The sequence below is a fragment of the Jeotgalicoccus sp. FSL K6-3177 genome, assembly GCF_038050175.1.
GTDB lineage: Bacteria > Bacillota > Bacilli > Staphylococcales > Salinicoccaceae > Jeotgalicoccus > Jeotgalicoccus nanhaiensis.
In genome coordinates this window covers 150,834-163,610 of record NZ_JBBOSK010000001.1, presented here as the reverse complement: position 1 = coordinate 163,610, position 12,777 = coordinate 150,834, and the positions used below count along the sequence as shown (strand labels likewise).

Here is a 12,777-nt window from a genome sequence, read left to right as displayed (position 1 = left end):
GCTAAAACACTTGGTTTAAATTCAGAGCTGAGCTGGCATGACAGAAGTTCATGTGTATCCACACCCCCGATAACCTCAAAAAATTTAAAAGTACCGGAAATCACTTAAGATTTCCGGTACTTTTGTTATTTATAATATTCTATCTGAAGCTGTTTCACCTGCTGTGACAGTTCTTCATCAGGTCCATCTACTTCTGGATTATTAATGACTTCTTCAATACTTAAACCTTTTAACACACCTGATTCTGTAAGACCGAGCTCTTGCTGCCATTCTTTCAGCTGTGCTGATGAGCTTACGTAGACAATCCGGCCAAGCCCTGCCAGTGCATGTGCAGATGAGCACATTGAGCAGTGTTCTCCTGAAGTGTAAACTATTGAACTTTTACGTTCTCCAGCCGATAAATGCTCTACTGCCCATTTCGCGATTGCATATTCCGGATGTTTCGTCTGGTCTCCGTCTTTGTCGCGGTTGTGGTCTTCAAACAGCACATCACCGTCTTTTGACACAAGCAGCGATCCAAAGGGTGAATTACCTGTTTTTAATGCCTCTTCAGCGAGTTCCACACTGCGTTTTAAGTATGCTTTATCTGATTCAGTTATCATTCAAGAACCTCCTTGTATTATTTTTTAATACTTTGGATGACTCCCGCCATTTCTATTGCCGTTACAGCCGCTTCAGAGCCTTTGTTGCCCACTTTCGCGCCCGCACGATCGATTGCCTGCTCGATGTTCTCAGTAGTTATAACGCCAAATATAACGGGTACGCCTGTTGATAATCCTGCATGGCTTATACCTTTTGCTGCTTCGTTACAAACATAATCATAATGAGTTGTACTGCCCCGGATTACGCAGCCGAGCGTGATAACACTGTCGTACTTCTTCGTTTCTGCCAGTGTTTTTGCTGTCAGCGGCAGTTCAAAGGCTCCCGGTACATATACTAAATCGATATTCTCATCTTTCACACCGTGCTTGAGTAATGTTTTATGTGCACCATCCAGCAGGCGATCGGTAATAAAATCGTTAAACTCTGCCGTAACTATTGCTATCTTCAAATTTTCACCGTTCATCGTTTTCTGTAATTCATTCATTATTTTTTCCTCCTATAACAGATGTCCCATTTTTTCTTTTTTTGTATTTAAATAATCTTCGTTATATATATTTGCAGTCACGATGTGTTCTCTCGAATGTACTGTAATACCTTCTTTTTGCAGTCCTTCAATTTTCTTCGGGTTATTGCTCAGCAGCGTTACCTCATCCACTTTTAAGTGTTTCAGCATAGCTGCTGCTTCTTCATATGTGCGCAGATCCGCATCAAAACCGAGATGTTCATTAGCAGTCACTGTATCGTAACCCTGTTCTATGAGTTCGTATGCTTTTAATTTATTTGTCAGCCCGATTCCGCGTCCTTCCTGGCGCATATACAGGATGATACCGTCTTCCTCACTGATAATCTGCATCGCTTTATCCAACTGATCCCCGCAATCACAGCGCGCACTTTTAAAGACGTCTCCGGTCAGACATTCAGAATGAATACGTACATTCATATGCGGAGTAATTTCTCCATGGACAAGAGCAAGATGCTCCTTGCCTTCACGGTCGATAAAGTCATACATTATAAACTGTCCAAATTTCGTCGGCATAGAAATAGTGCTTGCCAGCGTTACAGCGTGCTGCTGCATTATATATTTTTTCAAATTTTCGATAGTAATCATTTTTAAGCCGTGTTTTTCTTTATAGACTTTCAAATTATCAACACGTGCCATCGTCCCGTCTTCATTCATAATTTCACAAATTACACCTGCAGGTTTTGCTCCTGTAAGTCTTGCAAGGTCCACCGCAGCTTCTGTGTGACCTTGACGTTCCAGCACACCGCCATCCTTGGCAATTAGCGGAAATACGTGTCCCGGGCGGTTAAATGTTTCAGGTGAAACATTTATATCAAGAAGTGCTTTTACCGTATCGAATCGTTCGAAGGCACTGATACCTGTTGTCGAGTTGACGTGATCTATAGAAATTGTAAAAGCAGTCTGGTATTCGTCACTGTTATGTTCAGTCATCGGAGCCAGTCCTGCCTGCTCGGCAATATCAGCTGAAACAGGTGTACAAATCAGTCCTCTGGCATGTGCGGCCATAAAGTTAATCGCTGACGCATCGATAAACTCTGATATACCAACGAGATCTCCTTCATTTTCCCTGTTTTCATCATCCACAACGATGATTAATTTTCCTACTTTTAAATCTTCCAGTGCACTGTGTATTGAATCAAACATGAGTACCACCCGCTTTCTCAAAATTAAGCAGATGATTGATATGTTTAATCATCATATCCGCCTCTATATTGACAACATCCCCTTGTTTCTTTTGTCCGAGCGTCGTTTTGCTTTGTGTTTCAGGAATGATATTTAAAATAAATGTATTATTCTCAAGGTTAATATCGAACAGCGTCAAGCTGATACCGTCAATTGTTACAGATCCTTTTAAGGTCATGTATTTCATTAATTCTCGAGGGCATTCCACAGTGATTACTAAAGCATCACCGTCGTTATAAATACCGGCAATAACTCCTGTGCCGTCAACATGGCCGGATACGATATGGCCGCCAAGCCGCTGGTCCAGTCTCATCGCGCGTTCAAGGTTAAGCAGATCTCCATTCCTCAGTTCCGATAACGACGTTATTTTGTTCGTTTCATTAACAATCTCAACAAAGAATGACTGTTCTTCAAGTTTTGTAACGGTCAGGCAGACACCGTTCACTGCGATAGAATCACCAATATTTAAATCATCAAAAGTGGTGTTCTGTATTTCCAATTCAGTTAATGCGGATGTTTTATTAATAGAAAGTACGGGTGAAGTTTGTTCGATTAATCCTGTAAACATGCTTGAGTCCTCCTGTAAGTAAGTTTGATGTCCGACTCGAGCTTTTCAACATGATGCAATATCAGATTCAGCTGACCGTCTGGGTCGCCTTGATGAAGCTGATACTCAGAATAACCAAATATTTTCGGGGCAATGTAAATGATGAGGTCATCGAATAAGTTTTCGTTTAAAAATTGTGTGTGGATAGACGAGCCGCCCTCCACCAAAAGTGAAGCTATATTCCGTTCATATAATATATAAAGTATTTCGCTTAAATCGTAAGATCCAAAGTATAGTTCTGCACGATCTTCAAATGCTGCGTTCTCTTTATTGCTGGTAAAGATGATTGGCTTATGCGGATGTTTGAAAATATTCATATCCGCCTTCAGTGTTTGAGAGCCCAGCAGAATAACTGGTACAGGATGTGAATCGTTATCTGATAAACGGGTGGTCAGACTCGGATTATCGTTTAACAAAGTATGGCCGCCAATTAGTATACCGTCATGCTGCTGTCTGAGGTGATGCACATCCAGGCGTGAATATTCATTACTGACCCAGTGACTGTCACCGTTTTGGTGTGCAATTTTACCGTCAAGACTCATAGCACCTTTTAGTGTAATAAATGGCCGCTGATTCAGTATGCCGGTATTAAACGGACGATAAAGTTCTTCGACATCAGAGTGTTTCAGGTAAATCGTTTCTATACCCTGATCGTTTAATACCTTTAAGCCATCGACCTTGTCATTCACATCCCGGGCCGCATAATATACACGTTTAATGCCGGCTTCGATTACAGCATCCGTACACGGCGGTGTTTTTCCATGATGCGAGCATGGCTCAAGCGTGACATATATATCCGCTCCTGCTGCAGATTCAATGCAGCTGTTTAATGCGGCTCGTTCTGCATGCAGTTCTCCCGCTTTTAAATGTGCACCGTAGCCGATGAATCTGCCGTTTTTGACGACGACAGCGCCGACCGGCGGGTTCACTGACGTTTGACCCGCTGACATCCTGGCCAGGTTTACAGCCATATCCATATATCTGTTCAAGTTTTTACCTCCTGAATAAAAATAACGCCCTCGAATAAAAACATTCGAAGGCGTTAAAAAATGTATGCTAAAGTAACACAGTATTTTATACAATGTTAAATAAACGTATTAAAATGCTTAAAAACATTTCTACGCTGCTGCATTATTCTCTCTCCCATCCAGACTCTAACTGTCGGCTTCAGACTTTAACTGAATCAGCCATACGATAATAAATACCGTACGGGTCGCGGGCTTTCTAAAAAGATTACCGCCGGTTGGGAATTACACCCTGCCCCGAAAGAATAGTATTCAGTTGAAAAACTCTATATAAAATATAGTACACTGGTAGGAAAAAGGCAATGTATTGATTTGTCAGAATATTAATTAGCTTATTTTAACGGTAGTTTTAAAGTGTTAGAGCTTTACCTCTCTGTGTTATAGAATATTTTTATTGCATTTAATATAAAACTGATATTTCATTTATCATATTAAATACTCTACTCTTAAGTCATACATCCATAACAGGGGGAATTATAAAATGACAAATTATGAATATGATTTAGTTGTAGTAGGGTCAGGTAATGCTGCTTTAAGCGCTGCAGTGTCTGCGAGTGAAGATAATCTAAAAGTTTTGGTTGTCGAAAAAGGGCCGCAGCACAAGCGCGGGGGCAACTCATTTTTTACCGACGGTGCAATACGTTTTGCCTATAATGATCTCAACGGATTAAGCAAAGTTGTAGACAATCTGTCCGAAGATGACTTGAAGGCGATTGAATTACCCGAATATACTGCAAAAGATTACCACGGCGACTTAATGAACGTTACTAAAAATAAGAGTAATCTGAGCCTGGCTGAGCATTTGACAGGAAAATCATATGAAACTATTCTGTGGATGAAAGAGCAGGGTGTTCAGTTCCAGCTGAATGAAAACCAGTTCTTTGAAAAAGACGGGAAGAAAGCATTCTGGGGCGGGCTGCCGGTTAAAACAGTCGATAAAGGTATAGGACTTGTAAAATCATTATTCAAAAAAGCTGAAGAAAATGGTGTAGACTTCTGGTATGCATCACCTGCCGAAAAACTTGAGAAAACAGATGGTAAAATTACAGGTGTTTACGTAAACAGTGAAGAGCACGGAAAAGTTCTCGTTAAGACTAAATCAGTTGTTTTAGCAAGCGGCGGATTTGAAGCAGATAAAAAGAAACGTATGGAATATCTCGGCAAGCAGTGGGAAAATGCGATTGTCCGCGGCAGTGAGTACAATACAGGCGACGGTATCTCAATGGCACTTGAAGCCGGCGCAGTAAAAGCAGGCCAGTATGACGGCTGTCATGCACATACTACAGACTATAACTCACCTAAGACAGGCGACTACAGCAAACCTGGTGACATCTATAAGAAATCATCATATCCATTAGGATTAATCGTTAATGTCGAAGGCGAACGTTTCGTCGATGAAGGCGCTGACTTCAGAAACTACACATATGCCAAGTACGGCAAGGAAACACTGAAGCAGACTCAGCAAAAAGCATTCCAGATTTACGATAGCCAAGTAAGAGACATGTTAAGAGTAGAGTACAACCTTGAAGAGGCAACCATGCTAAAAGCTGATACCATCGACGAACTTGCAGTGAAAATGGGCGTCGATAAAGAGAATTTCTTAGAAACAATTAACAGCTACAACGATGCAGTACAGGACGGCGATTACAACCCGAGTGTGAAAGACGGTAAAGGAACCTCGGGGTTATCACCAAACAAAACAAACTGGGCGCTTAAGTTTAACAAAGGTCCATTTTACGCTTACCCCGTTACCTGCGGCATCACATTTACTTTCGGTGCAATAAAAGTAAATAGCAATTCCGAAGTGCTGGATGAAAACGAACATCCAATTGAGGGTCTGTACGCTGCAGGTGAAATGGTTGGAGACCTTTTCTATCACAATTATCCGGGCGGTTCCGGGTTAATGTCAGGGTCGGTTTTCGGTAAAACTGCAGGAGACTCAGTTAAAGCTTATTTAAAATCAAAGAAACAGCTTGAAGTTTAAAACATAAAAAAGAAAGCATCTCCCGATGCTTTCTTTTTCACTTTATATTCCCCCATGATTTCATGTGCTCAATAAACTTATTTACTATAACCAGATTTTCATAATCCGCATTATACATTAACCACGTATCTCTTTTTACAGTTAAATCATCTTTAGATTCCACTTCTTTTTTATACAATTTATCCTCTTCTTTTAAACAAATTTCAGGAACGATTGCGTAACCCAGTCCGCTTTTCACTAATTCTTTGCATGTCTCGAGACGATCCACTTCCATCTCTATATTTGCTGGCGAGGCAAATTCAGCCAGCCACCAATGATTGATAATTCCTTTAAGTGACGAATCCGTCTTATAATCTATCTGTTTATATTCAGGCAGTTTCATAACGTCAATCTCGCTCTGAGAAATTATATACAGAGATTCTCTGTTCAGCAAATGTTTTCTGCCGCCATGCCACTGGTAATCTCTTCTTAAAATACCAATGTGAATCGATGAGTCATTCAGCATACGATAAACATCTGAACTCAAGCCCGTACTGACATTAAAATGTACTTTAGGATATTTATTTGAAAAAGATTTGAGTAAATTAGGTAAAATATACTGGGCAAAGTTACTAGATACTCCAATTTTTAAAGTTCCTGATATTTCTTCGCTCATATCATTAATATTATCTTTTAAAACCTGCAGTCTCTGAAGCATTTCTTTAGCATAATTCACCAGATATTCACCTTCGGAAGTGAATTCAATACCCGTTTTCGTTTTGAAAATTATATCCGTTCCTACCTCTCTTTCAAGTTTCTTTAAGCGGTAGCTTAGTGAAGGCTGGGAAACGAACAACTTCTCAGCAGTTTTCGTAATATTTTTCTCTTCGTGCAGAATCTTTAATATTTTCCAATCCTTCTGGTCCATTTTTATACCCCTTTTAAAACTTCCAAATATTTAGTATTTAAATAGTATTATGATGCTTATACTTAATGTTATCAATTTCTTTTATGAAGTTAGATATAAATTCAATCTTATACTTATGAAATGCAGTTTATCCTGCACAAAGTTATACTGAAATTAACAAAGATTTTAAAATTAATGACATATCTTCATATAAGGGGATGGTTGTACATGATTTCAATTGATAAAGAGCTGGAGTTTGAACTTGGAGAGGTCACACGCCGAACACATGATTTAAATATTCCTGTCATGATTATTATTGAAGGTGCACCTGCATCGGGTAAATCCAGGCTGGCAAACGCACTGTACATGTCGCTCGATGCAAAATATACGGATTTTATCGCTACACGACCGCCGAGGGAAGCTGATTTAAGATATCCTTTTCTGCACCGCTACTGGTACCATTTACCAAAAGACGGCGATATCAACATTCATTTCAGGAGCTGGTACTCACAGTTAATAGAATATAAGGATTATAGGATCAAGCGCAATATTAACGCTGATTTTAAACAAATCGAAGATGATATGAGAAACTTTGAAAAGACTTTAACTGATAACGGCTATGAGATTTTAAAGTTCTATATTAATACTGATAAAGAAGTTCGGGAGCGTCATCTTCAAAAACTTAAAAATAATCCTGTCTTGAAATGGAAAGCTGAAGAATTTCAGAGTCGTCTGCAGCATCATGACTATGACCTTGAGATGGAGCATTTTCTTATGGATGAAACGGTTTGTCCATGGACCCGCATTGATTTCCATAACAAAGAAGAAGCTGCGAATACTTTGTACTCCTCGATTATTAAACAGTTAAAAATCAGAATTAAGAGGGAACAGGAAAATAAACCGCAAATAGACGGTATGTTCCAGCGTGACTTTAAAACCGGCTTGTTTACCTTCGATTTTGACAAAGAAAGTATTGGAAAAAATGAATACAAGGACATGCTGCCCGCTCTGCAGTCAAGAATGCGTGAAATACAATTCCAGCTCTATCAGGCAAAAATTCCTCTTGTACTTGTTTACGAAGGAATGGACGCTGCCGGCAAAGGCGGCAATATTAAACGTACAAGGGCGCTCCTCGATCCAACAGGCTATAAGAACAACGCGATTGGTGCGCCGGCTGATATTGAACTCGCTCACCATTACTTGTGGCGGTTCGCCAAACGGACGCCGAGAAGCGGTCATATCGGTTTTTTTGACCGCAGCTGGTATGGCCGGGTGCTTGTTGAACGCATTGAAGGATTCACGCCGGCGAGCGCATGGCAGCGGGCCTATGACGAAATTAATAATTTTGAAAAATCACTTTATAATTCCGGTGCAATTATTATAAAATTTTTCCTGTCTCTCGATAAGAATGAACAGCTTGAACGTTTTAAAGAACGTGAAAACAATCCTGAAAAACGCTGGAAAATTACAGATGAAGACTGGCGCAACCGTGAGAAATGGGATTTATATTTAGAAGCTTCAGAAGATATGATTCGTAAAACAGATACTGCACATGCCCCCTGGAAAGTCATCCCTGCAAACGATAAACGCTATGCCCGTATTACTGCTCTCAGAACAATTATAAAAATATGCGAAGAACATTTAGCGAAAGCTGATAAAAGAGTATAGTGGAATTGTTGTAACATAAAAACAAGGGGGAAATATTAAATGAAATATGTATTTTTAACAGGTACTAACAGAGGGCTCGGTGAAGCTGCCGCTAAAGCATTCACAGACAGCAGAATTATCAGTATTACAAGAAGCAGCGTAGAAAATACAGATAATATCTATAAAGCATTCACAATGGATTTCAGTGATACTGATGCTATGGAGCAGTTTGTTCCGGAAATCTTTAACTCTGTCGACCCTGACGAAAATGATGAAGTATATTTACTGAATGTTGCGGGAATCGTTGATCCTGTAAAAGCTGTAAGCAACTTATCCGCAGAGGAAATGCTTACCAACTATAAAGTGAACGTCGTTGCACCAACGCTGCTTATTCAAGGGTTTGTAAACCGCTTCAAAGAGTTCGGAGGAGAAAAGCGTATCGTTACTGTGACAAGCGGTGCTGCACGCAGCCCCGTAGAAGGCTGGAGTGTGTACTGCAGTTCAAAGGCTGCTGTAAATATGATTCACAGCGTGCTGGATAAAGAAAATATCCATCAGGGCAACAACATCAAGAGCGCCGTATTTTACCCGGGCGTTATCGATACAGGAATGCAGGAAGTAATCCGAGCATCGGATATTGAAGAGTTCCCTAATCTCGACCGTTTTAAAGAATACAAGGAAACAAACAAACTGGCGAAAGCAGAAGACGTTGCAGCAGCATTATATAAAGTGGTAACCTTGGAAGACTTCGGCAGTAAAGAAAGCTATGATGTTAAAGACTATATCTAAAAAAAGAGGAGTAACGCATAGCGTTACTCCTCTTTTATATTAATACTGCGTTAAATATTCTTCTTTTTCCCACGCTGTAATCTGTGCGCTGTACATCTTCCATTCATAGGTTTTATTTTCTATAAAGTGGTCGCAGATATGTTTACCCAATGCGTCCTGAATAACTTCATCAGCCTTTAGTGCCTTCAGAGCTGTATACAATGTCGTCGGCAGGTCTTCCACATCTTCTGCTTTACGCTCTTTATTTGTCATTTCGAAAATATTTTCATCTACCGGTGTTGTTAAATCCTTCTGATGCTGGATACCGCTTAGTCCTGCTTTCAGGATTACAGCAGTTGCGAGATACGGGTTCGCTGAAGGGTCCAGCGATCTCACTTCTGCACGTGTACCTGCACCGCGGGTTGATGGGATTCTGAGCAGCGGCGTACGGTTACTCCCACTCCATGCAATATAACGGGGAGCTTCAAATCCCGAACTCAGACGCTTATACGAGTTTACGAGCGGGTTGCAGACGGCTGTATACCCTCTCGCATGATCTAAAAGACCGGCCATGAAGTATTTCATTTCTTCACTCAGTCCGTACTCATCATTTTCATCATAAAAAGTGTTTTTACCATCTTTAAATAACGATACATTATAATGCATGCCGCTTCCAGCTTCATTGTACAGCGGTTTAGGCATGAATGTAACATGCAGTCCATATTTTCTCGCAACTGTTTTCGCTACTAGCTTAAATGTCTGGATATTATCGCTCGAAGTCACAGCATCACTGTACTTAAAACTGATTTCATGCTGGCTCGGCCCCGCTTCATGGTGAAACATTTCCACTTCAAAATCCATTTCTTTCAATGTTCTAGCTATTTCACGGCGGCATGTTTCACTTGAATCCGTAATCGATAAATCGAAATATCCGCTTGTATCATTTACAATTGTCGTTGGATTACTGTCGGCATCCAGTTTGAATAAATAGAACTCTGGTTCGGGCCCTAAATTAAAAGCATCATAACCCATATCTTTCATTTCTTTGATGATGCGTTTTAAATTACTTCTCGGGTCTCCCTCGAACGGTTCATTATTAAAATTGTACACATCGCAAATCAGACGTGCTACTCTGCAGTCTTCATCCGACCATGGGAAAATAGCCCATGTATTATAATCAGGTTTTAAAAACATGTCCGATTCTTCAACACGCACAAAGCCTTCGATAGAAGAGCCGTCGAACATAGTTTCGCCATCCAAAGCTTCTTCCAGCTGTTCAACTGGAATTTCCACGTTTTTAAGCGCACCTAATATATCAGTAAACTGAAGTTTTACATAACCAATATTTTCTTGTTCTGCAATCTTTAAAATATCTTCCTTAGATATTTTACTCATTAAAATGACCACTCCTAAATATATTCAACACATAAATCTTCTCTTCTTTTATAAACCCGATTAACTGTATCTTTAAACCCTCTCCTTAATTTTAATTTTCATCACCATAACAACAATGGAAGAAACTGCGAGTACGATGCTTACAATCAGCAACGTAATATTTAAACTTGTATATTCACTGTCATTCTCCGTATAGATAGCAAATAAGGGCCAGATAATGACAAGGGGATATAACCAGTCTTTAAAATACAACGCTATTATGACACCGATAGCTCCGGCTGCTGCCAGCATAATAATTGTCCATGTTAATTCATCCAAGCCGATTAGAGAATCTATATTATTATCATTCGTTAATTGAAAAACATTAACGATAGATGCAACTGTCACCCAGGCAAAATAAATAGAATAAGGTAAACGGTCAAACCAATTATAATGCCCTCCAGTGATTAGAATGTGCATAATAAATAAGGTGATCAGCAATGAAAAAATTACAATTACTGAAGCGAGTATCATTTGCTGAGTAAACACTAAAATCCAGGCATTGTTGAGTAAAAAGTTAACAATTGGCCAGTATTTTAATTTGTATGCTGGAGAATCTTCCCATGTTTTCTGAAAGAACTGCTTAATTATCCAAATAAATACCAAAGCATATATCAAACCCCATATAGAAAAAGCAAATCCTGCCGGCTGAATAATAGGCTGATTATTATCTGCAACACTTCCAACGTTTGTTCCTATAAAGTAGTTCATCACTATCATTACTAAAAAAGCAGCCAGATAACCCGCTGCCCATTTTTTCTGAGTGTTCATCAAATCCCCTTCCTGTTATCAGTCATAATAAAAGCGAGGGTTTTCCCTCGCTTTTCCTTATAGTTTGACTTCAACGGGTTCCTCGTCGTCATTCATAATTTTTATTTCTTTCGGTGTAATTTTCAGCACTTTCAAATGCGGATTTTCTTTAGAGTCAAAGAAACTCTGGTCCTGCTTTTCCCACAGCCAGTCGATTGTTTTCTGGTCATTGATTCTTTCAACTTCGCCGCTGATTTCTACGAAAGCATGGTTTTTAGTATCATTAAATCCCAGCAGCACATGAGCCTGCTGGTTCTCTCCGAGTTCATCGTATTTAGGAGACTGGTCATTGGTTTTGGCATACAGCGTTAATCCGTCATTATAAAACCACATATACCGTGCATTAGGCACATTGTCTTTTACTGTGGATAAAACACCTATTTTCGACTCGTTTAATATCTCTTCGATACGTTCAATAGCTTTAGATTGTTCCACAATATCACCTGTCCCTTATAATTGTTTTATTTTATATAAGTACCACATTCTTACTATCTTCAATCATCTGCATGATTTCTTTTATTCATAAAGGGTATAAATTACTGTATATAAAATGAGCAGGAGGTAATTAATAATGGATGTTAAAGCAGAAGCAGAAAAACTGGATGGCTGGGAATTAAAAGACGAGAAACTGATTAAGAAGTTTAAATTCGAACGTTTTTTAGACGGCATTGAATTTGTAAATATGCTTGCACAGCATGCTGAAAAAGAGCAGCATCATCCCGGTATCAGAATTAATTACACAACAGTTACGGTAGTCTGGACAACTTTCTCAACGCATGAGCTGAAAGAACGGGATATCGAAGGTGCTAAAGCCACTGACAAAATTTACGGTTAAATTAACGGGCTGCTCGGTTTGTAAAAAAACCGGCAGCCCCGTTTATAAACTTAAGGAATGAATATATGAAATATTTGCGTTCAGGAATAATTGCCGGGGGGATTACCGGTATGTTTCTTCTTATTGTCTGTGCGATTGTGGAATACCTGACCCCTCTGGAACTTATGTCACTGCTTCTGAATGTTGACTTTTTAACTGAAAGAGATCTGAATATCGGTATAGAAATCGCACTGCATCTCGCGGTGTCCATTGCGATTGCTGTTTTACTTAAATTTATATTTAATAAATTTCCGGGAATCTACATAGCTGCTTTGATTTTCAGCTGGGTCGTCACAAGTATGCTGTTTTATCTGCTCGAATATTTAAGTGTTATGACTATCGTGCTGCACGGCTTCACGGGTTTTATCGTCTGGACGTATATTCATCTGGTGTATTTCATCCTGATGTTTATACTTCATAAAAAAGGTATTTAA

At 39.5% G+C, this 12,777-nt stretch carries 14 protein-coding genes and 1 riboswitch; of the genes, 5 read left to right on the top strand and 9 right to left on the bottom strand.

Annotation, left to right across the window (positions count from 1 at the left end; all coding sequences use genetic code 11):
• Positions 1 to 125: 125 nt before the first annotated feature.
• From MHH58_RS00770 to ribD, 5 genes are read right to left on the bottom strand one after another with little or no spacing between them, the layout of a single operon-like run.
• Positions 126 to 602, bottom strand: a complete 477-nt coding sequence (locus MHH58_RS00770) for a nucleoside deaminase (protein WP_341344733.1) — start codon at positions 600 to 602, stop codon at positions 126 to 128.
• A 17-nt stretch (positions 603 to 619) separates the two neighbouring features.
• Entirely contained in the window at positions 620 to 1,087 is a 468-nt protein-coding gene (gene ribH, locus MHH58_RS00765; RefSeq protein WP_341344732.1) for a 6,7-dimethyl-8-ribityllumazine synthase, read from the bottom strand.
• A 12-nt stretch (positions 1,088 to 1,099) separates the two neighbouring features.
• Entirely contained in the window at positions 1,100 to 2,269 is a 1,170-nt protein-coding gene (ribB, locus tag MHH58_RS00760; RefSeq protein WP_135097530.1) for a 3,4-dihydroxy-2-butanone-4-phosphate synthase, read from the bottom strand.
• Positions 2,262 to 2,876, bottom strand: coding sequence for a riboflavin synthase (locus MHH58_RS00755; protein WP_341344731.1), 615 nt, complete (start codon positions 2,874 to 2,876; stop codon positions 2,262 to 2,264). Before MHH58_RS00755 ends, ribB begins: the two co-directional genes overlap by 8 nt.
• Entirely contained in the window at positions 2,861 to 3,904 is a 1,044-nt protein-coding gene (ribD, locus tag MHH58_RS00750) for a bifunctional diaminohydroxyphosphoribosylaminopyrimidine deaminase/5-amino-6-(5-phosphoribosylamino)uracil reductase RibD (RefSeq protein ID WP_341344730.1), read from the bottom strand. The genes MHH58_RS00755 and ribD overlap by 16 nt, the downstream gene beginning before the upstream one ends.
• Before the next feature lie 142 nt (positions 3,905 to 4,046).
• Positions 4,047 to 4,189: riboswitch (FMN riboswitch) on the bottom strand.
• Between the two features lie 232 nt (positions 4,190 to 4,421).
• On the opposite strand from ribD, the gene tcuA reads away from it, so the two are divergent.
• Positions 4,422 to 5,924 carry an FAD-dependent tricarballylate dehydrogenase TcuA gene (gene tcuA, locus MHH58_RS00745; RefSeq protein ID WP_341344729.1) on the top strand — a complete coding sequence of 501 codons (1,503 nt, stop codon included), beginning with the start codon at positions 4,422 to 4,424 and terminating at the stop codon, positions 5,922 to 5,924.
• 37 nt (positions 5,925 to 5,961) lie between these two features.
• Here the strand turns inward: tcuA and MHH58_RS00740 are convergent, their stop codons facing one another.
• Entirely contained in the window at positions 5,962 to 6,831 is an 870-nt protein-coding gene (locus MHH58_RS00740; protein WP_341344728.1) for a LysR family transcriptional regulator, read from the bottom strand.
• Positions 6,832 to 7,038: 207 nt separating this feature from the next.
• Here MHH58_RS00740 and MHH58_RS00735 point away from each other — a divergent pair, with 207 nt between their 5' ends.
• Positions 7,039 to 8,478, top strand: a complete 1,440-nt coding sequence (locus MHH58_RS00735; RefSeq protein WP_341344727.1) for a phosphate--AMP phosphotransferase — start codon at positions 7,039 to 7,041, stop codon at positions 8,476 to 8,478.
• A gap of 39 nt (positions 8,479 to 8,517) precedes the next feature.
• The gene (locus MHH58_RS00730; protein WP_341344726.1) at positions 8,518 to 9,246 is read left to right on the top strand and encodes an SDR family NAD(P)-dependent oxidoreductase; all 729 of its coding nucleotides are present in this window, start codon (positions 8,518 to 8,520) and stop codon (positions 9,244 to 9,246) included.
• Positions 9,247 to 9,285: 39 nt separating this feature from the next.
• On the opposite strand, the gene glnA is transcribed toward MHH58_RS00730, so the two are convergent.
• The 3 genes from glnA to MHH58_RS00715 form a co-directional block, all read right to left on the bottom strand.
• On the bottom strand, positions 9,286 to 10,620 hold the full coding sequence (gene glnA, locus MHH58_RS00725; RefSeq protein ID WP_341344725.1) for a type I glutamate--ammonia ligase: 1,335 nt from the start codon (positions 10,618 to 10,620) through the stop codon (positions 9,286 to 9,288).
• Positions 10,621 to 10,692: 72 nt separating this feature from the next.
• Complete coding sequence (locus MHH58_RS00720; RefSeq protein WP_341344724.1) at positions 10,693 to 11,430, bottom strand: tryptophan-rich sensory protein; 738 nt, start codon at positions 11,428 to 11,430, stop codon at positions 10,693 to 10,695.
• Positions 11,431 to 11,487: 57 nt separating this feature from the next.
• Positions 11,488 to 11,904 carry a pyridoxamine 5'-phosphate oxidase family protein gene (locus MHH58_RS00715; RefSeq protein WP_341344723.1) on the bottom strand — a complete coding sequence of 139 codons (417 nt, stop codon included), beginning with the start codon at positions 11,902 to 11,904 and terminating at the stop codon, positions 11,488 to 11,490.
• Positions 11,905 to 12,040: 136 nt separating this feature from the next.
• Here MHH58_RS00715 and MHH58_RS00710 point away from each other — a divergent pair, with 136 nt between their 5' ends.
• Positions 12,041 to 12,304 carry a 4a-hydroxytetrahydrobiopterin dehydratase gene (locus tag MHH58_RS00710; protein WP_228063436.1) on the top strand — a complete coding sequence of 88 codons (264 nt, stop codon included), beginning with the start codon at positions 12,041 to 12,043 and terminating at the stop codon, positions 12,302 to 12,304.
• A 65-nt stretch (positions 12,305 to 12,369) separates the two neighbouring features.
• The gene (locus tag MHH58_RS00705) at positions 12,370 to 12,777 is read left to right on the top strand and encodes a hypothetical protein (protein ID WP_341344722.1); all 408 of its coding nucleotides are present in this window, start codon (positions 12,370 to 12,372) and stop codon (positions 12,775 to 12,777) included.